At 69.2% G+C, this 26,643-nt stretch carries 20 protein-coding genes and 1 pseudogene; 7 read left to right on the top strand and 14 right to left on the bottom strand.

Annotated features, from left to right (window positions below; genetic code table 11):
* Window positions 1–147 precede the first annotated feature (147 nt).
* A complete protein-coding gene (locus HGB39_RS01380; protein WP_005573539.1) occupies window positions 148–1,977 on the top strand; it encodes a phosphoenolpyruvate carboxykinase (GTP) in 1,830 nt (609 codons plus the stop codon).
* Window positions 1,978–2,126: 149 nt separating this feature from the next.
* On the top strand, window positions 2,127–2,627 hold the full coding sequence (locus HGB39_RS01375) for a hypothetical protein (RefSeq protein ID WP_037204339.1): 501 nt from the start codon (window positions 2,127–2,129) through the stop codon (window positions 2,625–2,627).
* Window positions 2,628–2,656: 29 nt separating this feature from the next.
* On the opposite strand, the gene HGB39_RS01370 is transcribed toward HGB39_RS01375, so the two are convergent.
* The 6 genes from HGB39_RS01370 to HGB39_RS01345 form a co-directional block, all read right to left on the bottom strand.
* On the bottom strand, window positions 2,657–3,616 hold the full coding sequence (locus HGB39_RS01370; RefSeq protein ID WP_005573538.1) for a cation diffusion facilitator family transporter: 960 nt from the start codon (window positions 3,614–3,616) through the stop codon (window positions 2,657–2,659).
* Window positions 3,617–3,687: 71 nt separating this feature from the next.
* Window positions 3,688–5,136: an aldehyde dehydrogenase gene (locus tag HGB39_RS01365; RefSeq protein WP_005573537.1), complete on the bottom strand. Its 1,449-nt coding sequence runs from the start codon at window positions 5,134–5,136 to the stop codon at window positions 3,688–3,690.
* Between the two features lie 28 nt (window positions 5,137–5,164).
* Window positions 5,165–6,310 carry an Rv3169 family protein gene (locus tag HGB39_RS01360; protein ID WP_054248604.1) on the bottom strand — a complete coding sequence of 382 codons (1,146 nt, stop codon included), beginning with the start codon at window positions 6,308–6,310 and terminating at the stop codon, window positions 5,165–5,167.
* Window positions 6,307–7,476, bottom strand: coding sequence for a phosphotransferase family protein (locus tag HGB39_RS01355; protein ID WP_005566983.1), 1,170 nt, complete (start codon window positions 7,474–7,476; stop codon window positions 6,307–6,309). The genes HGB39_RS01360 and HGB39_RS01355 overlap by 4 nt, the downstream gene beginning before the upstream one ends.
* A gap of 80 nt (window positions 7,477–7,556) precedes the next feature.
* On the bottom strand, window positions 7,557–8,444 hold the full coding sequence (locus tag HGB39_RS01350) for an ROK family protein (protein ID WP_005566982.1): 888 nt from the start codon (window positions 8,442–8,444) through the stop codon (window positions 7,557–7,559).
* A gap of 2 nt (window positions 8,445–8,446) precedes the next feature.
* A complete protein-coding gene (locus HGB39_RS01345; RefSeq protein WP_005566981.1) occupies window positions 8,447–9,202 on the bottom strand; it encodes a class I SAM-dependent methyltransferase in 756 nt (251 codons plus the stop codon).
* A 174-nt stretch (window positions 9,203–9,376) separates the two neighbouring features.
* Between HGB39_RS01345 and HGB39_RS01340 the strand changes: the two genes are divergently transcribed.
* Window positions 9,377–10,597 (top strand): glycosyltransferase family 4 protein, encoded by a 1,221-nt coding sequence (locus HGB39_RS01340; RefSeq protein ID WP_043789983.1) that lies wholly within the window; start codon window positions 9,377–9,379, stop codon window positions 10,595–10,597.
* Here HGB39_RS01340 and HGB39_RS01335 read toward each other — a convergent pair.
* Window positions 10,538–12,259, bottom strand: a complete 1,722-nt coding sequence (locus tag HGB39_RS01335; protein ID WP_064080683.1) for an MmpA family trehalose lipid delivery protein — start codon at window positions 12,257–12,259, stop codon at window positions 10,538–10,540. The two genes, HGB39_RS01340 and HGB39_RS01335, sit on opposite strands and share 60 nt — an antisense overlap.
* Window positions 12,260–12,313: 54 nt before the next feature.
* Between HGB39_RS01335 and HGB39_RS01330 the strand changes: the two genes are divergently transcribed.
* Window positions 12,314–13,522, top strand: coding sequence for a polysaccharide biosynthesis protein (locus HGB39_RS01330; protein WP_081276597.1), 1,209 nt, complete (start codon window positions 12,314–12,316; stop codon window positions 13,520–13,522).
* A gap of 136 nt (window positions 13,523–13,658) precedes the next feature.
* Here HGB39_RS01330 and pgfA read toward each other — a convergent pair whose 3' ends face one another.
* The gene (gene pgfA / locus HGB39_RS01325; RefSeq protein ID WP_043792998.1) at window positions 13,659–14,813 is read right to left on the bottom strand and encodes a cell envelope lipid trafficking protein PgfA; all 1,155 of its coding nucleotides are present in this window, start codon (window positions 14,811–14,813) and stop codon (window positions 13,659–13,661) included.
* Window positions 14,814–15,033: 220 nt separating this feature from the next.
* On the opposite strand from pgfA, the pseudogene HGB39_RS01320 reads away from it, so the two are divergent.
* A pseudogene (locus HGB39_RS01320) lies at window positions 15,034–16,029 on the top strand (acyltransferase family protein); the annotation flags it as partial.
* 71 nt (window positions 16,030–16,100) lie between these two features.
* Here HGB39_RS01320 and HGB39_RS01315 read toward each other — a convergent pair.
* The 4 genes from HGB39_RS01315 to HGB39_RS01300 all read right to left on the bottom strand — a co-directional run bounded on the left by HGB39_RS01315 (window position 16,101) and on the right by HGB39_RS01300 (window position 22,350).
* A complete protein-coding gene (locus HGB39_RS01315) occupies window positions 16,101–20,414 on the bottom strand; it encodes an alpha-(1->3)-arabinofuranosyltransferase (protein ID WP_120659613.1) in 4,314 nt (1,437 codons plus the stop codon).
* 46 nt (window positions 20,415–20,460) lie between these two features.
* A complete protein-coding gene (locus HGB39_RS01310) occupies window positions 20,461–20,634 on the bottom strand; it encodes a DUF2613 domain-containing protein (RefSeq protein ID WP_005258546.1) in 174 nt (57 codons plus the stop codon).
* Window positions 20,635–20,761: 127 nt separating this feature from the next.
* Entirely contained in the window at window positions 20,762–21,853 is a 1,092-nt protein-coding gene (locus HGB39_RS01305) for an isochorismate synthase (protein ID WP_037204330.1), read from the bottom strand.
* Between the two features lie 29 nt (window positions 21,854–21,882).
* The gene (locus HGB39_RS01300) at window positions 21,883–22,350 is read right to left on the bottom strand and encodes a universal stress protein (protein WP_005243718.1); all 468 of its coding nucleotides are present in this window, start codon (window positions 22,348–22,350) and stop codon (window positions 21,883–21,885) included.
* Between the two features lie 118 nt (window positions 22,351–22,468).
* On the opposite strand from HGB39_RS01300, the gene HGB39_RS01295 reads away from it, so the two are divergent.
* Window positions 22,469–23,650, top strand: coding sequence for a glycoside hydrolase family 3 N-terminal domain-containing protein (locus HGB39_RS01295; RefSeq protein ID WP_005575010.1), 1,182 nt, complete (start codon window positions 22,469–22,471; stop codon window positions 23,648–23,650).
* A 103-nt stretch (window positions 23,651–23,753) separates the two neighbouring features.
* The gene (locus tag HGB39_RS01290) at window positions 23,754–24,353 is read left to right on the top strand and encodes a TetR/AcrR family transcriptional regulator (RefSeq protein ID WP_005258535.1); all 600 of its coding nucleotides are present in this window, start codon (window positions 23,754–23,756) and stop codon (window positions 24,351–24,353) included.
* 54 nt (window positions 24,354–24,407) lie between these two features.
* Here HGB39_RS01290 and HGB39_RS01285 read toward each other — a convergent pair whose 3' ends face one another.
* Window positions 24,408–25,271, bottom strand: a complete 864-nt coding sequence (locus HGB39_RS01285; RefSeq protein WP_005258534.1) for a MaoC/PaaZ C-terminal domain-containing protein — start codon at window positions 25,269–25,271, stop codon at window positions 24,408–24,410.
* Window positions 25,271–26,617, bottom strand: a complete 1,347-nt coding sequence (locus HGB39_RS01280) for a 3-oxoacyl-ACP reductase (RefSeq protein WP_005258533.1) — start codon at window positions 26,615–26,617, stop codon at window positions 25,271–25,273. The genes HGB39_RS01285 and HGB39_RS01280 overlap by 1 nt, the downstream gene beginning before the upstream one ends.
* Between the last annotated feature and the right edge of the window lie 26 nt (window positions 26,618–26,643).

Here is a 26,643-nt window from a genome sequence, read left to right as displayed (position 1 = left end):
GGACACCCGGCGCCCGCGTCTTCCATGTGGCATGGACGGCCTGGCTGGACCCCGCCGAGAGGGGAAATCGGACCGTCTGGCACTCGCTGCGAGGTTCTCTCAGCGGACGGCAGATGGTCCGGTTCCGGCTCACCCCAGGAGAGTTTGATGACCTCAGCGACCATTCCCGGTCTGAACGGAACTGACGGCACGCCCCCCACGGAGCACAGTGAGCTGCTCGCCTGGGTTCGAGAGGTTGCCGAACTCACTCAGCCCGATCGCGTCGTCTTCGCCGACGGCTCGGACGCAGAATGGGATCGACTGACCGAGCAGCTCGTCGAGGCCGGTACGTTCACGCGACTCAACGACGAGAAGAAGCCGAATTCGTTCGTCGGCAACTCCGACCCGTCGGACGTCGCACGCGTCGAGTCCCGCACCTACATCTGCTCGCGTGAAGAGATCGACGCCGGGCCCACCAACAACTGGATGGACCCGACCGAGATGCGGTCGCTCATGACCGACCTCTACCGCGGCAGCATGCGCGGACGCACCATGTACGTGGTGCCGTTCTGCATGGGTCCCCTCGGTGCGGACGACCCGAAGCTGGGTGTCGAGATCACCGACTCCGAGTACGTCGTCGTGTCGATGCGCATCATGACGCGCATGGGTTCCGCCGCGATGGAGAAGCTCGGCACCGACAAGCCGTTCGTGAAGGCGCTGCACTCGGTCGGCGCACCTCTCGAAGAGGGTCAGGCCGACGTCCCGTGGCCGTGCAACGACACCAAGTACATCACCCACTTCCCCGAGGATCGCGAGATCTGGAGCTACGGTTCCGGCTACGGCGGAAACGCTCTGCTCGGTAAGAAGTGCTACTCGCTGCGCATCGCGTCGGCGATGGCCCACGACGAGGGCTGGCTGGCCGAGCACATGCTGATCCTCAAGCTGATCTCCCCGGAGGACAAGCCGTACTACATCGCGGCCGCGTTCCCGAGTGCCTGCGGCAAGACCAACCTCGCGATGATCCAGCCGACCATCCCCGGATGGCGCGCCGAGACCCTCGGCGACGACATCGCGTGGATGCGCTTCGGTGAGGACGGCCGCCTGTACGCCGTCAACCCGGAGTACGGCTTCTTCGGCGTCGCGCCGGGCACCAACTACGGGTCGAACCCGAATGCGATGAAGACGCTCGAGGCCGGCAACTCGCTGTACACGAACGTCGCGCAGACCGACGACGGCGACGTCTGGTGGGAGGGGCTCGAGGGCGACCCGCAGCACCTCACCGACTGGAAGGGCAACGAGTGGACGCCCGAGTCGGGCGAGAAGGCCGCGCACCCCAACTCGCGCTACTGCACCCCGATGTCGCAGTGCCCGATCCTCGCGCCGGAGTGGGACGACCCGCAGGGTGTGCCGATCTCCGCGATCCTGTTCGGTGGACGCCGTAAGACCACGGTTCCGCTGGTCAGCGAATCCTTCGACTGGCAGCACGGCACGTTCCTCGGTGCGACGCTGTCGTCCGAGCAGACCGCTGCCGCCGAGGGTGCCGTGGGCACCGTCCGCCGCGACCCGATGGCCATGATCCCGTTCATCGGCTACAACGCCGGCGACTACCTGAACCACTGGATCAACCTCGGCAAGCACGCGGATTCCGAGAAGCTGCCGAAGATCTTCTACGTCAACTGGTTCCGTCGGGGCGACGACGGCCGCTTCCTGTGGCCCGGTTTCGGCGAGAACTCCCGCGTGCTGAAGTGGATCGTCGACCGTATCGAGCACAAGGCCGGCGCCGAGTCCACCCCGATCGGTTTCGTTCCGACCGCAGCCGATCTGGAGCTCGGCGGCCTGGACGTCGACGCCGCCGACGTCGACGAGGCGCTGAAGGTCGACGTCGACGAGTGGAAGCAGGAGCTGCCGCTCATCGAGGAATGGTTCGAGTTCCTCGGCGAGAAGGTTCCCTCCGGCATCCGTGATGAGTTCGAGGCCCTGAAGCAGCGCCTGAGCTAGTCCCCCCGGTGACCGAATGTCACAGTGGTTCAGTCCGACTGAACCACTGTGACATTCGTCGTTTCAGGGGAGGATTCTGCAGTAAACGCATACCATTCGGTTTGTAAAGCCTCGATTCTCGAAGCTCGCACCCGACGAAAGGATTGCAGATGCAGACAGGGACCAGTAGGGGCATGAAACGACTCGCCGGAGGTGCCGCACTCGCTGCCGCGGCCGCCGCCACCGTAGCCGTCACCATGCCGGCGACCGCATCCGCAGCGACGGAAGTCCAGCCTCCCACCGTGGTGACCGCGGTCGACGGAAACACCCTCGACATCACCGTCACTAACCCCAACGTCCTGAATCTGCTGGACGCCCAGTCCTGCGGTGCAGTGGCATTCGACGCCACCAAGCTGCCCGCCGTCCTCGCCGATCCCACCGTCGTCCTCGAACCGGGATTCGTCGCGTGGGCCACCAACCCGATCGAGCGCGTCGTCGCGAACGCCGCAGGCAACGCGGTCAAGACGTTCACCACACCGGAGCTTCCGGACGGCGCGTACGCGGTCATCGGCGAATGCCTGTCGCTGAGCACCGTCGCCAACCCCCAGACCACGATGCCGCAGATCGTCCTCGTCGGCGGCCCGCTGGGCGGGGTCCAGTTCGGCAGCTAGACCGCAGAAACGGCGGCGAGCCGGCGATCTCACAGGGTGATCGTCGGCTCGTCCTCTGTCGACAGGGTGAGTATCGCGCGGACGACGTGCGAGTTCCGTTCGAGCCGGGCCTCGAGGTCACGGAGGGTATGGGCGACACGGGACTCCGCGTAGTCACCGACCAGGTCGACGCTCGCCACCAGGTACGCCTGTCGTGGTCCCAGGTACTCCATGCGCAGAAACGTCACCCGGTCGACCTCGGGCAGCGCCTCGAGCGCCTCGATGCCGGCCTGGCGCAGGGCGAGGGATGCCTCCTCGCCGATCAGGAATCGCCGGTTGCGGTCGATCAGAATCAGCGCGATGACGCCGAGCAGGATCCCGACCAGGATGGAGCCAATTGCGTCGGGGATCGCCGATCCCGTGATCTGGTGCAGCAGAACGCCCAGGAACGCGATGACCAAACCGATGAGCGCCGCGGCGTCCTCCGCGAACACGGCCCGGGTGGTCGGGTCGGACGTGCGGAGTGCGTGGGCCAGGACGTCGCGGTCGATGGCGATGGCCTCGGCGCGCAACTGTCGGTACGCCTGCTGGAAGGAGATGGACTCGAGCACGAACGAGACACCGAGCACGACGTATGCGACGGCGAAGTTCGTTGCTGGCTCGGCGTGCACGAGCTCCTGGATGCCGTGCGTGACGGACACCCCCGCGCCCAGCGCGAACAACCCGAGCGCCGCGAACATCGACCACACGTAGGCCTCGCGCCCGTACCCGAGCGGATGGATGCGGTCCGGCGTGCGCTTGGCCCGCGAATTGGCGATCAGGAGCAGGATCTCGTTGCCCGAGTCGGCCCACGAGTGGGCGGCCTCCGCCACCATCGACGCCGAGCCGGTGACCACCGCGGCGACGGTCTTGGCCAGTGCGATCAGAATGTTCGCGCCGAACGCGAGAACGACGGTGAGTGCACTCTCACCGTCGGCGTCGTGGGTGGTGTCCGGAGTCGATGCGGTCACCCGATCACGCTAACGCCTGTGCGCCTTTCTGGTAGCTGCAGCAACCAGAAAGGCGCACGGGCGCGGAGCGCCTATCCGCTGTAACCGGGCGGCATGAGGACGGACTTGGTCTCACAGAACGCTTCGAGCCCCTCCGGTCCGTTCTCGCGACCGATGCCGGAGGCCTTGTAGCCGCCGAACGGTGAGCCGGGGTCGAACGCGTACCAGTTGATGGCGTAGGTGCCGGTGCGGATCTGCTTCGCGACGGCGAGACCGTGATCGATGTCGGTGGTGTACACCGAGCCGGCGAGTCCGTAGTCGGAGTCGTTGGCGATCTTGATCGCCTCGTCCTCGGAGTCGTAGGGAATCACGGACAGGACGGGTCCGAAGATCTCCTCGCGGGCGATCGTCATCGAGTTGTCGACGTCCGCGAAGATGGTCGGCTCCACGTACCAGCCCTTGTCGAGGCCTTCCGGACGGCCGCCGCCGAGTACCACGCGGGCGCCCTGTTCCTTGCCCTTGGCGATGTAGCCCTCGACGCGGTCGCGCTGCTTCTCGGAGATCAGCGGACCGAGTTGCGCGGCCGGATCGGAGGGATCGCCGACAGTCATGAATCCGGCACCCGCCACGAGGGCGTCCAGAACCTCGTCGTAGCGGGAACGCGGAGCGAGGATCCGGGTCTGCGCGACGCATGCCTGCCCGGTGTTCATGAGCCCGGACATCACCAGCATCGGCATCGTGGATGCGAGGTCGGCGTCCTCGAGGATGATGGCCGCCGACTTGCCGCCCAGCTCGAGGGAGCAGCGCTTGAGGTTCTGTGCGGCGATGGCGCCGATCTTGCGGCCGACGGGACTGCTGCCGGTGAACGTGATCTTGTCGATCCCGGGATGCGACACCAGGTATTCGCCGGTCTCGGCGCCACCGGGCAGGACGGAGATGACACCCTCGGGGACACCCGCCTCGGCGAAGATTTCGGCGAGAAGGTGTGTGGAGAGCGGAGATTCGGGTGCGGGCTTGAGCAGGACGGTGCAGCCGGCGAGCAGCGCCGGGGACAGCTTGTTGACGGCGAGGAACAGTGGCACGTTCCAGGCGAGGACCGCGGCCACCACGCCGACCGGCTCCCGCAGCACCTTCGTCTGTCCGAACACGCCGGTGCGGGTCTGCTCCCACTCGAACTCGTTCGCGAGGCCGGCATAGAAGTTCAGGGTCGCGAGCGACGGCGTCTGCTGCATCATCCCGACCATCGCGGGTGGCTGGCCCATCTCGGACGAGATCAGTGCGTTGAGGGTGTCGCCGCGTTCCTCGATGAGTTTCGCCGCCTTCGCGAGGATCTCCCCGCGCTCGGCGGGAGTGGTCTGCGGCCACGGACCTTCGTCGAATGCCCGCCGGGCAGTGGCGACGGCGTCGTCGATGTCGGCCGGCGACGCGACGGGACAGCTGCCGACGCGTTCCTCGGTTGCCGGGGAGAACACTTCGAGCACCTGATCGGTGGCCGGGGCCACCCACTTGCCGCCGATGTAGAGCTTGTCGTAGTCGGTCATGAGTCCATTCCTCGTGTCGTTCCCCCGGTCAGGAGGCGGTGTCGGTGAAACTGTCGAATCCGTACCGTGCGTGTGGGCCGATCGCCGCGACCTCGAACAGCCCGGTCCCGACGACGGTCTCGCCGCCGTCCTCTAGCCGGAAGCGGGTGAGATTGTCGACGGGGCAGAACATCCGGAGTCCCGGTTCGATCTCGGACGCTCGTTTGCGCAGTCCCTGCACCATGAGTTCGCCCTGCCACATGCCGTGACGCCAATCGGCTTCGAGGCCGTACCCCGTGCCGATACCGATGTAATTGGGAACCAGCAGGTCGCAGGTGACGGTGACGACCTCGCCGGTCGGGCGGTGGAAACTCAGCGACGCCGACGTGACGTCCCGTGTCCCCGGTTCGAACTTCAGCTCGTGTTCGGGTCGGCCCAGCCATTCGGGTTCGCGGTCGGCGTCCGGCCAGATGCGGACGGCTTCCTCGACGATGCGCCTGCCGAGTTCGTCCTCCTGCAGGACGACGGAGACGGAGTAGTCCTCGAACTGCATCACCGAGTAGATCCAGAAGAAGTTCTGGATCCCGTCGACCGCGCGCCGTCCGGGCGGCTCGGACTCGCCGACGGGGCGCACCCCCCACGACCGGTCGCGGTTGCCGCGCCAGGTGTCGGGGGTGACGGGGCGGCTCTGCCCGTCGATCGTGAGTTCGCCTGCCCAGGTGCCGGTCTGGACGAATCGGCTCGTATCGAAGGTGACGCGCTCGAGTTGCCTGCGGAAGTGGCGGGGCTCCAGCGTCGCGGGGATCGCGCCGTCGAAGGTGAGGTCGAAGGAGAGGTCGTAGTCGCCGGGCTCGAGCACGACGCGCAAGCGTTGCAGACCCTCGAGGACCTCGACGCGGAACGGTCCGACGGTGCTGTCGGAGCGGTCGTGTCCCAGGGCCGCGGACCCGCGGACGACGATGTGGTCGTCGCCGCGGCGGAGCACCGCGAAGGCGTCCGTCACGCCGAGGTTGGGGTACTGCCCGAGACCGATGATGAGGAAGAGGTCGGACTCGGCCGAGGGGTAGCAGTTGAAGTAGTAGCGGTCGTAGAAGTTGCGGTCGGACGTGGCGACGCGCCGGATGGGTTCGGCCACCTGATGGATGGGGTAGTCGTCCATCGGGGACAGCGGATTTCCCGCGTAGTCGGCGGTCATCGGATCTTCTCCCAGTACGTGCCGTCGAGCATCGCCTCCAGCGACGCGCGGTGCATGATCATGTCGTCCGGATCCTCCGGAGCGACGGCCTGTCCGAAGTGGATGGCGCGCTCCTGGATCCGCAGCATGATGGTGGCCTGCCGCAGTGCCGCGTAGGCGGTGTAGTACTCGAGATCGCGGGGCGTGTGACCCGTCAATTCCTCGTACAGCGCGGCGAGGTCGTCGAGTCGCAGGAAGTCGGGCATCCCGTCCAGTCCGGCGGCCGCGGCGATGTCCTCGAAGAACCGGTGCAGGTACGTCATCCAGCCCAGGTCGAGTTCGCGGGGTCCGAGTGCGGCCATCTCCCAGTCGAGTACGGCCACGGGCCGGAAGTCCTCGAACATCATGTTGCCGATGCGGGCGTCGCCCCAGCAGAAGACGGCGGGGGAGGGGTCGTCCGGGAGGTTCTCCTCCATCCACGCGAAGCCGCGTTCGATCAGCGGGGACCGGGGACCGGACAGCGTCGTCCACTCGTAGTAGTCGCGTTGCTGCCGGATGTGCGCGGCGAGCGCCTCGGTGACGGTGGGACCCGAGCCGGGCAGTTGCAGGAACGCGAACCGCTCCCACGGCCGGTCGATGTCATGCAGCAGCGCAAGCACATTCACCGCACTGTGCTGCAACAGCGCGCGCTGCTCCTCGGTCGCCTCCGTCACCCACGACCCGAAGTTGTAGGGCATCACGTCCGGCGGGACCTGCCCCGAGACGCGGGCCATGACGAAGAACGGGGCGCCCAGCGGACCGGGATCGGATTCGGACCAGTAGACGACCGGGACCGGGACGGCGGAGTTCTCCCGGACCTGCGCCATCACCTGGAACTGCCCGTCGAGGTCGTACTCCGGGAAGACAGGCATCGTCGTGTCGGCCGGCGCGACCCGCGCGACCAGTGGGTGAACCTCGCCGGACCAGGTGGCGTCGAACAGGATGGTCTCGCTCGACATGCCGTTGGCGTCGGGGAGGTGGACGTGCGTGACCTCGGGTGCGGCGTCGGCGGGCAATTGGGCGGCGAGCCAGCGTTGCAGCGCGTCTCGCAGTACCTCCGGATCGCGACGGGAGTCAGTGGGCCGGGCGACTTCGGACGAGTGATCGGAGTCGTCGGCGGATCGGGCGGTGCTCGTGCTCACGGTCACCTCCTCTCCTGAACGTGGTGTGACCCTGAACACTAGAACACGTTACAGAATTTCGGAACAGGTGAGGAGATCCCGCTGCGTCAGCCCTCGTCGACGGCCAGCACTCCCGCCCCGACGAGGGTTCCGGAGGCGCCGAGTTCCGCCGGGACCACCCGCAGATTCGCGACGAAGGACAACCGGGCGTGGCGGGCGGCGGCCCTGCGCATCGGGTCCCACAGCGGCGGTCCTGCCTGCGCGAATCCGCCACCGATCACCGCGAGCTCGACGTCGAGGAGGGCTGCGGCGGACGCGATGGCCTGCCCGAGTGCGGTCCCGGCGCGGTCGAGGGCGGCCACGGCGACGTCGTCCCCGTCCGCGGCGGCCCTCGCCAATTCGACGCCCGTCGTCCCGCGCCATCCCCGGGAGCGAGCCCAGCGCACGGACGACGGTCCGCTCGCCACCGTCTCCAGGCACCCGGTCCCGCTGCACGTGCACGGCTCGCTTCCGCCGGGGACCACCAGGTGACCGATGTGTCCCGCGTTGCCGGTCCGGCCGGTGGCGATGCGGCCGCCGAGGACCACTCCGCCGCCGATGCCGGTGGATACGACCAGGCTCAGTAGGTCGGGGACACCGCGCCCGGCACCGTGGTGATGCTCACCGAGAGCGGCGGCGGCGCCGTCCATCGCCAGACTCGCGGGGACGCCGGGAAAAAGTTCCTGCACCAAGCCGACCAGGCCGAAGCCGCCCGACCACTCGTCGATGTTGATGGGTGACGCGGTGCCGGCGACCGTGTCGACCGGTCCCGCGCACGCGATACCGACCGACGTGATCGTTGCCGCGCCCGCGACCTCCCGCAGCAGGGCGGCGCACGCGTCGGCGACGCCGGTCGCCGGCGTCGGGGTGGTGGCCGGATGCGGCACGGTGCCGTCCGCGTCGACGATCCCGGCGGCCATCTTGGTGCCGCCGATGTCGAGAGCCAGCGCGACCACGGTCAGTGCTTCCGCATCACGAGAACGAGGTTGCTCACCAAAAACTCCCGCAGTCCGGGGATTCGCACCATCCACCACGCCCAGCGCGGGTGGTAGCGGGGGAACGCCGCGAGGAAGTCCGCGTCCGGGGCGCGGCGGGCCCACCGAAGCCCGTCGGCCGCACCCACTTTGAACAGGGAGACGCCGTACCGGTTCTTGGGTTCGCGGCCGTTCTTGCGCAGGTAGCGGCGAGCGGCGTACTCACCGCCGAGTGCATGCCACGGCCCGGTCTCATGGCCGCCGAACGGGCCCCACCACAACGTGTAGGACAGCACGATCAGGCCGCCGGGTTTCGTCACCCGGACCATCTCGTCCGCCATTGCCCACGGTTCGCTGACGTGCTCGGCGACATTGGAGGAGAAGCAGATGTCCACCGACGACGTCCGGAACGGCAGCGCCAACCCCGACCCGCGCACCGCGCCGCCCACGGCGAGACCCGCGGCATGCATCTCCGAGGGATCCGGCTCCACCGGGACGTACCGGGCGCCGGCCTGCTGGAACACGTCCGCGAAGTAACCGGGGCCGCCGCCGACGTCCAGCACCGTCGTCCCGGTGAGATCCGATTCGGTGAGACCGCCGTACAGGTCGCCGATCAGTTCGACGGAGTCGCGGGCGAGGGCGCCGTAGAACAGGTCGGGTGCGGTCTGTTCGTGCCGGAAGTCGCTGAGCAGGCCGAACGACCGCTTCAGGGTTGCCCGTCGACCGAATCGCCGGGTCACGGGAGGCGTCGTCACGAGACTGAACCTTAGCGAGTGCCGCCGCCGGGGCCGCAATCCGTTCGCGGTGGCTGCAACATCCGGTGGAACGCGACCGATAGGGTGTTCGGGGACTACAGCGCGGAACGTCCCGCCCCGAGACCACATGTACCGCACCGACCACAGGAGTATATGAACGTGCGAGAGGTTCTGCTGCTCTGCTGGCGCGACACCGGTCACCCTCAGGGTGGCGGCAGTGAGCGGTACCTCGAGGAGGTCGGCGCCCAGCTCGCGGCGCGGGGAATCAAGGTCACCCTCCGCACCGCCGGTTACCGCGGCGCCGCCAAGAAGGAGACCGTCGACGGCATCGAGATCAGCCGGGCGGGCGGACGGTACAGCGTCTACCCCCGCGCCCTCGCCGCGATCGCCGCGGGCCGGCTCGGGTTCGGACCGCTACGAGGGATCCGGCCCGACGCCGTCATCGACACCCAGAACGGCATCCCGTTCTTCTCCCGCGTCGTCGCCGGTGCACCCGTGACGCTGCTCGTGCATCACTGCCACCGCGAGCAGTGGCCCGTGGCGGGCCGATTGATGGGCAAGATCGGCTGGTGGGTGGAATCCCGGTTGTCGCCGCGCACCCATCGGGACGACCAGTACCTCACCGTGTCGCTGCCGTCCGCCGACGAACTCGTCGAACTCGGCGTCGAGCGCGAACGGATCGCGGTGGTGCGCAACGGCGCCGACGACATCCCTCTCGGCGTGGACGTCGGCGGCGCCGACACCCGGACCGCGCATCCCAGCGTGTGCGTCCTGTCCCGGCTGGTGCCGCACAAGCAGATCGAGGACGCCCTCGAAGCGATCGCGGCGCTGCGCCCCACGATCGCCGACGTGCACCTCGACGTCATCGGTGGCGGCTGGTGGGAGCAGAATCTCCGCGACCACGCACACGAACTGGGCATCGGCGACGCCGTCACGTTCCACGGGCACGTCGACGAAACCCGCAAGCACCAGTTGCTGTCGCAGTCCTGGGTGCACGTCATGCCGTCCCGCAAGGAGGGCTGGGGTCTGGCCGTCATCGAGGCCGCCCAGCACGGGGTCCCGACCGTCGGCTACCGCAGCTCCAAGGGGCTGACGGATTCGATCGTCGACGGCGTGACCGGTGTCCTGGTCGGCAGCGCGGAAGCGGCGACGGCCGACGTCGGCGAACTGACCGCGGCCGTCAACACCCTCCTGCTCGACCCCGAGACACGCATGGTGCTCGGTGAGAAGGCGCGGGTCCGCGCGGGTGAGTTCTCCTGGAAGCACACCGGGAACGGCGTCCACGAGGTGCTGGCGGGCACGGCCGCGGGCCTGCGGACGTCAGGGCTGGTGTCGCCGGCGCTGGCGCGTCCGGGTCTCGAGCACGCCCGCGCCGAGTAGACCGCCGGCCAGCAGCAGCGCCCACAGCACGTGGGCCGCGACCACCGTCGCCCGTGCCCGATCGGACGCCTCGTGCCGCGCGACGTCGCCGCCGACGCGGTACAGCTCCAGATGCTCGTCCGAGAACTGTCGCTCCAGACCGGCCAGGGTGGTCGCGGATTCGCCGCGCGGTCCGGGCGTGTCGCGCTCGACCAGGACCCACCGGACGCCCAGCGACGCGAGATCGGCGGCCGAACCGCCGGTGAGCAGCACCCGTTCCACCTGCTGCGCCCGGGACCCCTCGCCCTCCACCGTGCCACCGGCCACCACCAGCTCGCCCGTCTGCAGGACGTCCTCCGGCAGCATCCTCGGGGCGGGGTCCAGAACGGGAGCGGCACCGCTGTAGGAGAACTTGCGGAACATGCCGGTGGGCAGCACGGCGACGTCCCCGCTGTGCGCGTCGCGCGCCACCTCGGCGGCTACCTGCTGCCACGACGGCGGATAGTGGACCGGGCGCAGCGCGCCCCCGACGCCCCACGCGAGGTCGGGGAGGGCGAGCAGCACGACCAGGACGGCCGAGACGGACCACGTGCCGGGGCGTCGCAGCACCGCGGCCGCGGCGGCGAGCGCATACAGCGGCGCCGCGAGCGCCACCCATTTCTGCGCGTCCCGGAGCAACCCCGCGCCGGGGACGTTCTGCACCATCCAACGGCCGACGTCGAGTCCCCACGCGGTCGCGCCGAGTGCGGGCAGCAGCACCGCCACCAGTGCGAGTGCGGTCAGTGCGGCCACCACGGGATGCCGTCGCCGCCGCCACAGCGCCGGGAGTCCACACAGCACGACGCCGAGCAGCAGGACCGTTCCGACGAGGGCGAACAGTGTGGTCCGGGTATCCGGGACGGCGGTCTCGTTCCACACGCCGCCGAGGCCGGCGAGACTGCCGAGCGTCGCCAGCCCCGGTTCGGCGCGCGCCGCGAACGCCGCGACCCCGGCGGGATCGGAGCCGTCCCCGCCGCCTCCGGCCAGGGCCGTGGCCACCAGCCACGGCGCGCTCGCGGCGACGAACAGGCCCAGCGCGCCGGTTACCCGGAGCCACGCGGCCGATCGTCCGCCGGGTAGTGCGAGGACGGCCACCGCCGTCACCGCGGCGAGCAACACCCCGGTGGGGGTCAGCCCGGCCGCCGCGAGGCAGGCCGCGAGGGCGAACCACCCCCGGCCGTGACCCCGTCGAATCGCGACCGCTGCGCACACCGTCCACGGCAGCGCCGCGTACCCCGTCAGCAGGCTCCAGTGCCCCTGCAGCAGTCGCTCGGCGACGTACGGATTCCACACCGTCACCGTCGCGGCCACGAGCCGCGGTCCGAGCCCCGCCGTCGGCAGCACGGCGCGGACCATCCGGGCCGCGCCCCAGCCGGCCGCCCACAGCGCGAGAAGCAGGATCGCCTTCACCACCAGGCCGCCGTCGACGACGACGCTCAGCGTCGCAAGCAGAGCGTCCTGCGGCACGGCCCGCGCGGCGGCATCCGTGAGACCGAGCGCCGAATCCGTCAGATACGAGCGGGGAGTGCTGACCGCGTCCCGCAACAGCAGATAGCCCGGCCCGAGCAGCGGCCCGAGGATCAGCAACGCCAGAAGGAGGCTGTAACCCGGCACGACGAACGGTGCTCGGCGCCGGGCGGTCATGGGCCGTCACGATACGTGGTGCATCGACCCGGCTCGCACGGCACGTAGTGCATCATGGGGCGCATGCCACGCCAGACCCTCACCAGCTCGGCGGTCGCCGGGGTGACGATGGTGACGGCGGGCTCGATGATCGCGAACATCGCGTCCTACCTGCTGCATCTGCCGGCGAGCCGCTGGCTCGGACCGGCGGGCTACGGAGAGTTCGCGAGTCTGCTGGCGGCCCAGCTCGTCCTCGCCGTCCCCGCTCTCGCACTGCAGACCGTCGTCGCCCGCGAGGTGGTCCGGGGTAAGGGAGCCCACGCGGTCCGGCTGCTGGGATACCGCTGCGCGGTGATCGTCGCGGTCGCGGCGATGCTGCTCGCCCCCCTCGTGTCGTGGGCGCTCGACACCGGCATGCTCGCCACGTTCTCGGCGCTCGTCACGGCGCCCGTCCTCGTCCTGCTCGCCACCGAGCAGGGACTGCTGCAGGGCTCGGCGCGGTTCGGTCCGCTCAGCGTCGTCCTCGCGGCAGCGGGTGTCGCGAAGGTCGTTCCCGCGGTCGTGGTGCTGGCCGTCGGCGCCGGGCCGGGGCTCGCGCTCGCCGCCAGTGCGGTGGGCACCGGACTGGTAGCGCTGTGCGCGCGACTGTTCGCCGATTCGGGGATCACCGGGGAGTCGAGCACCCGGATCGGCGTCGCGGCCGTGCTGAAGGCGTCGCAGGTGCAGTTGGCGCTGATCGCGTTGTCGTCGATGGACCTCGTGATCGCCCGGATCGTGCTCAGCAACGACGACGCCGGCCTGTACGCACTGGGCGCCGTCGCGACCAAGGCCGCATTCTGGCTGCCGCAGGCCGTCGGGGTGGTGCTCTACCCGCGGATGGCGAATCCCGCGCACTCCGCGCAGGCGATCCGGTCGGCGCTCGCCGTCCTCGTCGGACTCGGTGCGGTACTCGTCGCGGGCGTCGCGGTGGCCGCCCCCCTCGTCCCGCTCCTCGTCGGCGACGCGTACCAGCCCGTCCAGTCGCTGCTGTGGCTGTTCGCGCTCCACGGTGCCTGCCTGGCCGTCCTGCAGGGCGCCTTGCTGTCCGCCATCGCGGGGGAGCGGACGTACCTCGCCGTGATCGCCTGGATCGGTCTTGCCGTCGAGATGACCGGCATGCTGACCCTCGCGTCCACGATCGGGCAGTTCATCGCCGTCGCCGTGACGGTCGCGTCGAGCACGGCACTGGTCGCCGGCGTTCTCGCCGTGCGCAGCGCGCGGCGCGATGCCCCGCGCCCAATGTGACATCCGTTCAACCCGACGAGCCGCCTGTGACATCGGGCGACACCGCACAGCCGCCCCCGGGAACGACGAAGGGGACCTCGGTGCACTACCGAGGTCCCCTTCGCGACCGGACTACGTGGCGTCCGGCTGTACTGCTCTATCGCTCGTCGTACCGGCGCGGATCTTGCACGGGAATCTCTTCCGTCTTGTCCGTGGTCCAGTCGTGCTGCTCGGTGGGAGCCTCCGACTTGTCCAGGTCGACGTGGCGGCCACCGTCGCTCGGCGGGTAGTCGTCGCCGGCGGTGTGCGCGGGCTGCCTGCCCTTGCCGCCGCGCAGACCCAGGACGATTCCTGCGATCAGGGCGATGACACCGAGGATGCCGGCGATGATCGGAATGGTCCGGCCGATCAGGCTGAGCTGGTCAATGCCGTCCCGGGCCTGTTCGGCCTGGCTCTCGATGGTCTCTTCGTCGAACGGCAGGGTTGCCTTCAACACGTCGACCTCAGGCTTGTCCTTGTTCCGGGCGTAGTACTGGTGAACCTGCTCCTGACCCTTGATGGCCACACCGGTCTGGGGCTCGATCCACACGTCGCGCACGTTGGTGTACCAGCGCGTCATGGTGACGGGCAGAGTGCCGCCGGGAACACCCCAGGTGTCGGCGGGAAGAGTCAACTTGTTGGTGGGGAGGTTGGCGACCTTCGAGAGATCGACGGGTTCGATGGTCTGGTTGTAGTGGTAGACCTTCAGACCGTTGATCTCCGTCTCCTCGACGAAGTTGATGTCGCTAGTGGTGCGCGCGGTCACGTCGAAGAACGGGTAGGCCTTCTTCTCCGAGTTGAACGGGAACCGGTACTGAAGTCCGTCACGCGGAACTTCCTCGGCTGGCTGGTTCGCTTGTGTCTGGATCGTGCCCACCGGATCGTTGGTCGGCATAGCCGTCTTGCGGTCGACGGTGACGCGGTCCACGAACGCGGTGAGCAATCCGGTGTCGCCCTGCTTGTCGGTGCGCCGGAGCGTCTGACCATTCTGGATGGTGACCACGTCGGCGTCCGCAGGATCCTCGGACGTGACGAAGCGCTGCGACACCAACGGAACATTCGTGTTGACTTCGGCCTTGCCTGCGAGAAGTGCCTGCGAGTTGAGCACACTGCCGTTTGCCTTGGCAATCGTGGTCGCCTCGAGATCCAAAGGCGTCTTTGCCAACTTGCTCATCCCATAGGTCGGAATGAGGATTGCGACGGCCAAGAGGAAGGCACCGAGGCCCACCAGAATGCAAGCAAGTATCCGGCTCGGCCCTGAGCGCTCCGCCATGCTTTCTCTCCTAACCCAACTCTGTCGATTGAGATTCCCCCACCGGCAGCACGGCTGCACGGATCGCATGGAGCCCACATCGACACCACGTGAGGCAAAACACTAACAGTCTCGAACGCGCATTTGCCCCATCGGATAGTAAACGCATCGGCCGTTCGCCATCGAAGTGACTCGGACGGAGTTTTCCGTCACAGCCCCGGGACCAGGCACACTGTTGGTGATGAGCACCTCGGCCACCACGCGCACGACCGCAACCCCGCGCAGCTTCATTCCCGCACTCGAGGGAATGCGCGGTCTCGCGGCGCTGGGTGTGCTCGTGACGCACGTCGCGTTCCAGACCGGTGCCACGCACGTGCCCGTCCTCGGCCGCATCTGGGGACGATTCGATCTGGCGGTGGCGGTCTTCTTCGCGCTGTCCGGATTCTTGTTGTGGCGCAGCCATGCCGGCGCGGCGCGAGGGATGGGCCCCGCCCAGGGAATCGTCCGGTACTGGATCTCGCGGGCGACGCGCATCCTGCCCGCGTACTGGGTCGCCGTGGCGGTGGTGTTGACGTTCCTGCCCACCGCGAACGCGAGTTACCGCACGTGGTGGGCGAATCTCGGACTCGTGCAGGTGTTCGTGCCCCTCACGCTCACCGACGGTCTGACCCAGATGTGGAGTCTGTCGGTGGAGGTGGCCTTCTACCTGGTGCTTCCGTTGCTGGCGTTCGCGCTGGTCGGGCTGCGGGGTCCGGTTGCGCGGCTGCGTGTTCCGGCGATTCTCGCGCTGATCGCGGTGAGCCTGACGTGGGCATTCGTGCCGGTGTCGACGCCGGGCGGCATCCATCACGACAACTGGCTGCCGGGGTACCTGCCCTGGTTCGGAGCGGGGATGTTGCTGGCCGAACTGGCGGTGAGTCCGCCCGGACGAATGCACCGCTGGGCGCATCATCGCGTCCGGATGTTTCTCGTCGCCGCTGTGGCATTCGCCCTCACGGCGACCGACCTCGCCGGCCCGGAGGGGCTGGTGCGTCCCGAACCGTGGCAGTACGCCGTCAAGATGGCGCTCGGCGCCGTCATCAGCTTCGCGCTGATGGCCCCGCTGGTGCTGTCCGACACATCCAGCCACCGCTACCTCGCGAGTCCGCTCGCTCTCGCCGTGGGCCGCTGGTCGTACGGCATCTTCATCTGGCACCTCGCGGTGCTGTCGATCGTCTTTCCGGTGTTCGGGCTCGTTCCGTTCACCGGCCACTTCGTCTACATCCTGTTCCTGACGACCGTGATGAGCGTCGCGGTCGCGTCGGCCAGCTACGCGTTGGTGGAGGAACCGGCTCGCCGCGCCGTCAAACGCTGGGAGGCGCGCGTCAGGAGCGCCGACCGTCCGAGCGGCAGCACCGCCAGCCCGGTGGCGACGAGCGCCAGCAGTAGCGGGAACTGAACGAGGAACGAGTGCCCCACGTACCCGCCGGGCGCCCGCCACGGGCCGGTGGAGAGCATCGCCATGCCGAGCATCGTCGACGCTCCGGCGACCCCCACCAGCACGCGCGCCGTGGTGGCGGTTCCGCGTAGCCGGACGAGGGTCACGGCCAGCAGCGTCACCACGACCGTCGTCATCGCGCCGACGGGACCACCGATCACGGTGGCGGCAGCGAGGATTCCCAGCCACCCGACCGTCGCGCTGCCCCAGGTCCGGGGTGCCGGGCCGGAATCGCGCTGACGTGCGCGACGCGGCCACAGCGCGGCAGCGATCAGCGGAATCAGCAGCAGCAGACCGCCGAAGATCCCGAGGCGGTACCAGTGGTCGGTGGGGAAGTCGAGGGTCACCGTCCCCTCGGTTCCCGCGGGCAGGATCCACCCCTGCTGCCAGCCGTCCACGACGATCGGTGTCAGTTCGCTGCCGTCCGGTGCGGTGGCCACCCAGCCGACGTTGGTGCTCTCGGGGACGACGACGACGCGCTCGGCGTCCGAGCGCGGCACCGTGAGTTCCCGGTGGTTCTCCGTCCACGCGGTGGTCGACACCTGCTCGGTCGGAACGGCCTGGGCCTGCGGTCCGGCGTCGAGGCGGAGACTGTCGACGAAGAACGCCGACCCGGGGTCGACGGTCACGTCCTGGGATCCGGCTCCCAGCGGAACGGGGCCGGCCGTGTCACAGAGGGTCGCGGGAACCGGGTCACCGGAGAGCAATTGCCCGACAGTTGCCGTGACGCTCGTGCGAACCGGCTGCCCGCCGACCGTCACGACCGGCCCCTCCTCGCAGGGAACCGCCACCGGGCGGGCGCCGGCATCGTCGGCCGGACCCGAACCGGGCAGCAGGACGCCGTCCTCGCCCAGCACCCCGACCTCGGCGAGTCCGGCCGGCTGCAGCTGCGCGAAACCCAGCGCGTTCTGATCGAGGGTGCTCTTCCATGACACGAGGCTGAGCACGATCCGGTCGGTCACCCGGGGTTCGACCGTGACGGTCCCGTCGTCCTCGTCCACGTCGCGCACCTGCGGTCCGTTCCCGAGGTCGACGGCGACCCGGTCGGGGGCGGCGGGCACGGCACCCAGGCTGGGGGTCAGTTGCAGGCCGGTGACCAGCGTCGGTTCGGGAAGGTCGATCGTGAGAGTCGGTTTCGCGCCCTTGCCGCTGGTGGTGTCCTGTTTCGCCGACCAGCTGGTGCGCGGATCGTTGTCGGTGGCGGCGAACGCCGACCCACGAAGGTCGGTGATGTTGCTGGTGCCGTGGGCCGACGGTGAATCCCGCTGGGTGAGAAGCTCTTCCAGCGGCGCGCCGTGCCGCGCCCGCAGCATCAGTTGCGGTGTGACCGCCGTGGGTTCGGGCACCGACAACGTTCTCTCGAACGTGCCGACCTCCTCGGGCGGCAGGACGACGGCGTTGCTGCACCGCACGCGGTCCGGGGAATCGGCGCACGAGTTGCGGCCGGGGAGTTCCTGGCTGAGATCCCAACCCGAGACGGACGCGCCGTCGGGGGTGGGCGGCAACACGGTCCGGTACCGGATCGGCACGGTGACCGGGGCGTCACGCTGGGAGAAGTCCTCGACCGACACCTCGCTGATGCCGAACTGCGTTCCCGCGGAACCATTCTCGGTGCGGGTCGCGGTGATCCGCACCCACGGGGTGATGCCGCCGGGGACGGACACGGCGATCGGTTTGCCCGGGGCATCCACCTTCACGGCGGTACTGCCGTTGGGGGTCGACACCTCCATCCAGCGGACGGGGGCGCCGATCGCGGCCGGGCTGGTCGTGATGTGCAGCAGCGAACTGGTGAGCGGAGTGTCGAAGTCGATCTGGAGCCACTGGCCCAGCGCCCGCTCGATGCCGTTGCTGAACCAGCCCGTCGCCGGGTCGCCGTCGACGGTCGCGGCGGCGCTGCTGGCGGGGGAGGTGCCGCCGAGTTGCGTGGCGTCGGACGCGGCACTCGACACGCTCAACGCCGCGCCCTCCCACTGCCCCTCCACCAGCGGGGTGTCCGCCACCGGATAGTCGGGGACGAGATTGAACGTCCGGCGGGCATCGTCCGGCGTGCGCAGCGCCGAACTGTGGTTGTCGACCTGGCCGTAGTCGGTTTCCCGGTTCCGGGGCGTGTCCGTGACGGTGACGTCGTCGACCGGCAGTCCGGCGCGCTTCGCGTCCGCGGCCAGCAGTACCGGTCCGGCCCCGGGCAGGACGCCGTTCTCCCGCAGGCGTTGCAGCGATTCCGGACCGCCCTGCACCCGGGGGACGCCGTCGAGGTTCGCGGTGTACGGCCCGCTCGTCGTCGGCGAACCGTCCGGCATCGACACCTCGAAGATCTCGATCGCCGGGTACCGGGGCCGCAGGTCGCTGTCGATCACCAGGCCTTCCACGTCGCCGGGGCCGATGTCCTCACCGAATTCCGCGACCTGCGTGAATCCGGGCGAGCCGGTGACGGCCTGGTGCGCGAGCAGCGGGCGCGTCGACCGCGACGTCTCGGGGTCGAGGTCGTTGCGGAGGACGAGGTAGTGGATGCCCTGGCCGAGCAGGGTCTGCGCCATGCCGTCCGAGGGGCGGCCGTCCGTGATCAGCCGCTGGATCGAGTCCATCGCGCGGATGGTGCCGGGCGGGGTGAGCGGGACGGCGTCGCGGGACGCCCACGGCGTGGACGCCAGGGCCTGCATCGGCTCGTCGCGGGTGAGACCCCAGAGCTGGCTGCCGAACGGTGCGCCCGGCACCACGAGCGCCCGCTCCGCGTCGGAACCGTCGGGGCTCGTGCCCCCGGCGTTGTCCTCCAGCCACGCGGCGGCCTGCTGCCAGTAGCCGGGGACCTCGGAATACGTGCCCCGCGGTGCGAGCTTGCCCGTCCACGCCAGCGACGTCGCCAGGGTGAGGGCGACCAGAACCAGGCTCGTCACCGCGACCATCGGTTCGCGCTCGGGGTGCGCGAACGCGCTGCGCCACCGGGCCACCGGCACGGACCCGGGCAGCGGCACCTTCGCCAGCAGGTGCGCCAGCCCGAGCACGAGGGGCAGTCGGACGAGCGGCTCGAGTTTGTGCACGTTCCGGAGGGGCGCCCCGGTGGAGTCGAGGAACAGTCGCACCTGCTCGGCGAACGGGGAGCCCAGTTCGCCGATGTACCCGGCCGCGAGTCCGGCGACACCGACGAACAGGATCAGGGTGAGGCGACCGCGGGCCGGCATCGACCGCATGCACAGTCCGGCGAGACCCGCGGCGGCGATCAGACCGGTCGCCGCGACCGCGGCGGGCTGGGTGACGAGGACCGCGCCGGCGATCCGCTCGGGGGAGACGAACGGCGTCCAGCTGTCGGTGCCGCGGAGAATCTCGGCGAGGGACGTCCACTGCGTGGTCACCCCGGACGACTCGATGTAGTCGAGGAACGGCGGGCTCACCTTGCCGAGCAACAGCAGCGGCACGATCCACCACAACGTGGCCAGTGCCAGGAACGGGAACCACCACGCGGTGAACACCCACCACCGACGGTTGGGCCGGTGCGAGATCCACCACAGAGCTGCGACGAGGCACGCGGCCACGGTCGCGACGGCGTTCACCGCGCCCATCAACGCGACGGCGAGCGCCGACTGGGCCGCCAACCGTGCAGGTGAGTGCCATCGCGTGTCCCGGGACGCTTTGTCACTCACATGGGAGAGGGCGACGACCACGGGAAGAAGGACCCACGGCGCCAGCATCATCGGCAGGGTTTCCGACGAGATCGAACCGAGGGTGGTGAGGACACGGGGGGAGAACGCGAACGCGACACCGGCGATGATCCGGGACGATCGGCTGCCGACACCGAGTGCTTCGGCGAGACGGACGATGCCCCAGAATCCGGCGACGAGCAGCAGGGCCCACCAGACCCGCTGAGTGATCCACGGCGGGACGCTCAGGACGTCGCCGAGCGCGAAGAACGCGCCGTGCGGAAAGAAGTAACCGTAGGCCTGGTTCTGCACCTGGCCCATGGGGGCCTGGCTGCTCCACTGATGCGCGGCCCGTTCCAGGAATCCGATCGGATTCTGGGACAGGTCGTACTTGGTGTCAGCGGCGAGCCGGCCGGGGGTTTGGAGAAATGCGAGAAGAAACGCTACGACAGAGGCGCCGAACAGCCACCGCCGTGACAGAGGCTCCGCCGAGGGCGCCATGGACGACATGGCCGCCGACTCGGGGGAAGTGCGGGAACTTGTTGAGCCGGCGCTCTCAGCGGCTGCCGTACTCAACCTGGTTCAGGAGCGAGGAATCCGCGTTGCCGCTGCGGTCGATCTCGGGACGCGTGTTGTCCTGTGCGGCTGCAGTGATGCCGAGCGTCGCCACGGTGCCGAGAGCGACACCGACCACGGCGCTGACCACACCGGGCACAAGGAACTTTCCCATCAGACATCTCCCACCGTCGTGCCATCGACGCACACGGCTACTCCCGCGTACGAATTGCTCGGGTCAAGGTATCACCCGTGGGCCGCCGAACTGCTGATTGGTGCTCGTGGGCCACCGTTTCTGCAGTTCACGGGCTCTGCTGCACTCCGAGCGCCCGAAGCAGCGTGCGCAGTTTGGTGGTCGTCTCGTCGAGTTCGGACTCCGGGTCGGACTCGGCCACGATGCCCCCGCCCGCCGTCGCCAGTGCCTCGAGTCCGTCCGCGGCGATCTCGGCGCACCTGATGGCCACCACCCAGTCGCCGTCGCCGTCGCCGCCGCACCACCCGACGGCGCCGCCGTAGAACCGCCGATCCTCCTCGACGTCCCGGATGGTCGCGAGAGCGAGGTCGGTGGGGGTGCCGCACACCGCGGGGGTCGGGTGCAGCGCGGTGGCCAAGCTCAACGCGCTGGTCGACGGGTCGCGCAGCACGCCTTCGATGGGGGTCGCGAGATGCCACACCTCGTGCGTGCTCGTCAGTACCGGGGAGTCCGGGATGGTCAGCTCGGTGCAGAGCGGCGCCAGGACCTCCCTGATCCAGGCCGTGACGAACGCGTGCTCGGCCAAGTTCTTCGTGGACTCCAGGAGTCCGCGACCTTCCTTCTCGTCGGCCTCCGGATCGGTGCGCCGCGGCGCGGTTCCGGCGAGGGGACGGCAGGTGACGCGTCGCCCGCGCCGGCTGAGCAGCACCTCGGGGCTGGCGCCGACGAGACTGCGTCCGCGGAAGCTCTCGCCGGCCGCGGAGAGGTCGACGGCGAACCCGTTGGCGGTGGGATTCTGGTGAATCATTCTCGCGGCCAACGCTTCTGCGGAGATGGGGGTGTCTGCGCGGAGGGTGACGCTGCGTGCGGCCACCACCTTGCCGAGGGTGCCCTCGCGCAGGCGGTCGACGAGTGATCGCACCCGGGCCACGTGCTCGGCGGGGTCGGGGACCTCCCGCGTGAGGTGTACGGAGGGAAGGTCGGGAACGGTGCCGGGGCGCCACGGGCCGTCCGTGAACTCCCACGATTCCGGGGCGGTCAGCGCGGCGGGACGTTCGGGATCGAACGGCAGCGCTCCGACGATCAGCTCGGTGTCACCGTTCGCGAGGGCCGCGACAGCGGCTGCCGCGGTGTCGTGCCCGTGCCGCGCACCGGACGTGCGCAGCGTCCGGTCGGCGCGGGAGAGAAGGAAGCCGTCCATGGTCACCCGACAGTAGTCGGGCGGCCGGACTACTTCCCGGGAGGCACGATCAGCACCGGGCGGTGGCTGTGGCGCAACACGTGGTCGGCGACGCTGCTCTGCAGCAACGACCGCAGACCGGTGGTGCCGCGGGTGCCGGTGACGATGATGTCGACCGCGAGTTCGTCGGACGTCTCGACGATGGCCGTCCAGATCGTGCTGGTGCACTCGATGCAGCGGCCCTCGGTGGCGAGCCCGGCGGCCTCGGCGAGTTGGACGCCCTCTTCGTTGGTCACCTTGGCGTCGGAGAACGCGACGTCCTCGGTCTCCTCGTCGGGCACCCACTCGGGTTGCATCACACCGGACAGGCCCGACATACGCGCGGCCTGGCGGACCATCGGCTCCCACACCGTCACCAGCACAGCGCGATTGGAGGCGAGGAAGCGACCTGCGCACTCCACGGCACGCTTGGCGTTGTCGGATCCGTCGTAGGCGATCAACATCAAACCACCGGGCACTACGACCTCCTGAGTACGGGCTTCCTCTGTGTCCAGATTACCAAGACGGGCGGCAGCGGTCGCCGATTCGGGGCCTACCAGGGGGGTGCCGGTGGCGAATTGGGCTACCGTCGAACCCATGCGGATCAAGTATGCACTCGCGCTCGCTGCCTGTACCGGCCTCGTCGCCGGATGTTCGTCGGGTGGTGGCGAGACGGTCGCGGAATCGTCGTCGGCGACAGCGACGCCGTCGCCGTCCTCCGTCGAGCCGGCGTCGCACACCGGCACCGCAGCGCCCGCCGCCGCACCGGCGTCGTGCGAGACGGAGTTCCTGCAGTCGTTGCCGTTGCGGCGCAAGCTTGCTCAGCTGCTGAACGTGGGAGTGACCGGCACCGCGGATGCGGCTCAGGTGGTCCGGGACGAGCAGATCGGCGGGATCTTCGTCGGGAGCTGGACCGACGAGGCCATGCTCGCGAACCGTGAGATTCCCCAGGTGGCGTCGGCGTCGTCGCTGCCCCTGATGGTGACGATCGACGAGGAGGGTGGACGCGTGTCGCGCGTCGAGAACCTGCTCGGAGCCGATCCGTCCGCCCGGCAGACCGCAGCCACGATGACGGAGGAGCAGACGTACCAGATGGCGCTCGAGCGCGGTCGCGGACTGAAGGACCTCGGTGTCACCGTGAACTTCGCCCCCGACGTGGACGTGAGCAGCCAGCCCGACGACAGCGTCATCGGCGACCGCTCCTACTCCGACGATCCCGCCGTGGTCACCCGCTACGCCGACGCGTACGCGCGCGGGATGCGGGACGCGGGAATCCTGCCCGTCATCAAGCACTTCCCCGGCCACGGATCGGCGTCCGGCGACTCGCACACCGGGGCCGTCACCACCCCGCCGCTCGAGCAGTTGCAGACGAAGGACCTCGTCCCGTTCCGGAACCTGGTGTCCACGGGTGTCGGCGTCATGCTCGGCCACCTCGAGGTGCCGGGTCTGACCGCCCCCGGGGTCCCTGCCAGCATCAGTCCCGACGCCGTGGCGCTGCTGCGCGGCGGCACCGGATACGGCGCGCCGCCGTTCACCGGCCCGATCTTCACCGACGACCTCAGCGGCATGCAGGCGATCACCGACCGCTACGACATCACGGTCGCCGTCGAGACCGCGCTGGAATCCGGTGTCGACGTCGCCCTGTGGCTCACCACCGACGACGTCCCGCGGGTCCTCGATCACCTCGAAAGCGTTGTGGCCTCGGGCAAGCTGCCGCAGCAGCGTGTCGACGAGGCGGTCCTGACCGTGGCGCGCGCCAAGGGCGTGCTGGCCTGCTAGTGCCCCGGTCCGCGACAGGGTGCTGGTATTCTTCTCGTCCGCCGGTCGGGCCCGCTTTATTACCGTAGAGTAAGATAGCGGGTTCGACGATGATGGAGGACGAATGGCCGGCGGCACCAAGCGACTGCCGCGCGCAGTGCGCGAGCAGCAGATGCTCGACGCTGCTGTCGACGTCTTCTCCGACAGAGGTTTTCACGAAACGTCCATGGACGCGATCGCGTCCAAGGCGGAAATTTCGAAGCCGATGCTGTACCTGTACTACGGCTCGAAGGACGAACTGTTCGCGGCATGCATCCAGCGGGAGGGTCTGCGCTTCGTCGAGGCACTCGCTCCGGCGGGCGATCCGGGGCTGAGCCCGCGCGAACAGCTGCGCCGGGCCCTCGAAGGGTTTCTCGGGTTCGTGGGCAAGCACCGCAAGTCGTGGATGGTGCTGTATCGCCAGGCGATGGGGCAGCAGGCGTTCGTGGGGTCGGTGCAATCGAGCCGCGACCGGCTGATCGAGCTGACCGCGCACCTGCTCGAGTCCAGCACCAAGGATCCCGAGCCGGGGCAGGATTTCGAACTGATCGCCATCGCCCTGGTCGGTGCGGGCGAGGCCGTGGCCGACCGCGTCGCCGGCGGCGAGATCGAGGTCGACGCCGCCGCAGACCTGCTGGAATCCCTGGCGTGGCGCGGCCTCGCGGGTAAGAAGAAGCCGGAGTGAATGTACCTTTCGACGCCTTGGCGGCGTCGAAAGGTACATTCGCCCGGGCAGCAGCTACCGCAGCGTCGCGGTGAGGTGCGGGTATCCCTTCTTCGGGTGCTTGATCGACAGATCCCAGCCGTCGCCGGTCTGATCGGCGTACACGTTCAGCGTGGACGGCAGCAGGATCGGCTTGCCGAAGCGCACGCTGTACGTGACGGCGTCCGGGATCCGGCCCTCCACCGACCCGAGGACGGCGGCCGCACTCCACATGCCGTGCGCGATGGTCTTCGGGAATCCGAAAGCCTTGGCGCCCAACGTCGACACGTGAATCGGGTTCCGGTCACCGGACACCGCGGCGTATTTGCCGATCGTCTTCTGATCGACCCGCAGCGTCCGCAGCGGACGCGGCGGCTCCTCCTCGGCCTTCGGCTCGGGGCCGGGCTGACCGGACAGCGACGTCTTCTGCTGACGCAGGAACGTCGACGTCTGCTTCCACACCAGTTCGCGTCCGACCCGGATCTCGCTGATCACGTCGATCAGGAGTCCCTTGCGGTGCTCACGCAGATTCTCCGCGTGCACCGACACGTCCAGGGGCTCGATCACCGAGATGGGACGGAACTGTTCGATGACGTTCTCCGCGTGCACGGAACCGATGGCGGGGAAGGGGAAGCCTTCGGACACCATCAGCTTCATCACGACCGGGAACACCAGCGTGAACGGGTACGTGAGCGGCAGGTGGTCGCCGAAACGCAGACCGGTCACCCGGTCGTACGCCGCCAGGTTGTCGGGGTCCACGCGGACGCCGTTCAGGACCAGCGTCGTGTCCGGGGCACTGTGCCCGCTCGCGCCGATGACCGGCAGCGCACTGCGCACGGCCCGGGCGTAGATGTCGAGCGTGCCCGGCTTCTCCGTGAGTTGCACGACCTTGCCGGACATCAGGCGCCCAGCAGGCTCTGGCCGCAGACGCGGACGATCTGTCCGGTGACGGCGTTGGACGCGGGGCTCGCGAAGTAGGCGACGGTCTCGGCGACGTCGACGGTCTCGCCGCCCTGCAGCAGGGAGCTCATGCGACGTCCGGCCTCGCGGGTGGCGAACGGGATCGCCGCGGTCATCGCCGTCTCGATGAAGCCCGGTGCGACGGCGTTGATCGTGATCTTCTTCGTCGCGAGCACCGGCGCCGAGGCCTGCACGAGGCCGATCACACCGGCCTTGGAGGTGCCGTAGTTGGTCTGGCCCCGGTTGCCCGCGATGCCGGCGATGGAGGAGACGTCGATGACGCGGCCGCCTTCCTTCAGTGCACCCTTGGCGACGAGGACGTCGGTGATGCGCTGCGGCGCAAGAAGGTTGACGCCAATCACCATGTTCCAGCGACCTTCGTCCATGTTGGCGAGGGTCTTGTCGCGGGTGATGCCGGCGTTGTGGACGATGATGTCCGCGCCGCCGTGCCGTTCGAGGACGAACTCGGCGAGCTTGTCTGCCGCGTCGTCCGCGGTCACGTCCAGCGCGAGGGAGGTGCCGCCGACCTTGTTGGCGGTCTCCGACAGTGCCTCACCGGCGGCCGGGATGTCGGCGCAGATGACGTGCGCGCCGTCGCGGGAGAGGACCTCGGCGATGGTCGCGCCGATGCCGCGGGCCGCACCGGTGACGATGGCGACCTTCCCGTCGAGCGGCTTGTCCCAGTCGGCGGGTGCGACGGAATCCTCGGCGCCGACCCGGATGACCTGGCCGCTGACGAACGCGGACTTGGCCGACAGCAGGAAACGAAGCGTGGATTCGAGACCCGACAGTCCTGCGGAAGCCTTCGGCGAGACGTAGACGAGCTGAGCCGTGGCGCCGCGCTTGACCTCCTTGCCGACGCTGCGGGTGAAGCCCTCGAGCGCGCGCTGGGCGATGTGCTCGTCGACGCTGGACGTCTCCTCGGGGGTGGTGCCGATGACGACGACGCGCGCGGACGGCGCGAGGTTGCGGACGACCGGCTGGAAGAATTCGAAAAGCTGCTCGAGGTCGGTGACCGAACCGATGCCTGTGGCGTCGAACACCAAAGCGCCGTACGTGTCGTCGCCCGTTCCCGCGGCGGGGTAGTCGGACAGCAGTTCGCGCAACGGTTCGACGAGGCGGCCCTTGCCGCCGATCAGGACCGGACCGGCGAGCGGCGGTTCGCCGTGCTTGTATCGCCGCAGGTTCTCCGGTCGCGGCAGTCCCGCTTTCGCGGCGATGAACGCGCCGGGTGCGGATGAGAGGAACTGGGAATAGAGGTCGGGAGCTCCCTTGCTGGCTGCCACGGTCCTACCTTCTGTCGTCGTTTGGC

Origin of the sequence: Rhodococcus opacus, assembly GCF_012396235.1 — a bacterium.
Taxonomy (GTDB): domain Bacteria; phylum Actinomycetota; class Actinomycetes; order Mycobacteriales; family Mycobacteriaceae; genus Rhodococcus_F; species Rhodococcus_F opacus.
This window is presented reverse-complemented; position numbering and strand designations above follow the sequence as displayed.

Coding starts and splice junctions, on each gene's coding strand:
- HGB39_RS01380 (WP_005573539.1), top strand. CDS start 148: ATGACCTCAGCGACCATTCCCGGTCTGAACGGAACTGACGGCACGCCC.
- HGB39_RS01375 (WP_037204339.1), top strand. CDS start 2,127: ATGCAGACAGGGACCAGTAGGGGCATGAAACGACTCGCCGGAGGTGCC.
- HGB39_RS01365 (WP_005573537.1), bottom strand. CDS start 5,136: ATGACCGACTACGACAAGCTCTACATCGGCGGCAAGTGGGTGGCCCCG.
- HGB39_RS01360 (WP_054248604.1), bottom strand. CDS start 6,310: ATGACCGCCGACTACGCGGGAAATCCGCTGTCCCCGATGGACGACTAC.
- HGB39_RS01335 (WP_064080683.1), bottom strand. CDS start 12,259: ATGACCGCCCGGCGCCGAGCACCGTTCGTCGTGCCGGGTTACAGCCTC.
- HGB39_RS01330 (WP_081276597.1), top strand. CDS start 12,314: ATGGGGCGCATGCCACGCCAGACCCTCACCAGCTCGGCGGTCGCCGGG.
- pgfA (WP_043792998.1), bottom strand. CDS start 14,813: ATGGCGGAGCGCTCAGGGCCGAGCCGGATACTTGCTTGCATTCTGGTG.
- HGB39_RS01315 (WP_120659613.1), bottom strand. CDS start 20,414: ATGTCGTCCATGGCGCCCTCGGCGGAGCCTCTGTCACGGCGGTGGCTG.
- HGB39_RS01310 (WP_005258546.1), bottom strand. CDS start 20,634: ATGGGAAAGTTCCTTGTGCCCGGTGTGGTCAGCGCCGTGGTCGGTGTC.
- HGB39_RS01305 (WP_037204330.1), bottom strand. CDS start 21,853: ATGGACGGCTTCCTTCTCTCCCGCGCCGACCGGACGCTGCGCACGTCC.
- HGB39_RS01295 (WP_005575010.1), top strand. CDS start 22,469: ATGCGGATCAAGTATGCACTCGCGCTCGCTGCCTGTACCGGCCTCGTC.
- HGB39_RS01290 (WP_005258535.1), top strand. CDS start 23,754: ATGGCCGGCGGCACCAAGCGACTGCCGCGCGCAGTGCGCGAGCAGCAG.
- HGB39_RS01285 (WP_005258534.1), bottom strand. CDS start 25,271: ATGTCCGGCAAGGTCGTGCAACTCACGGAGAAGCCGGGCACGCTCGAC.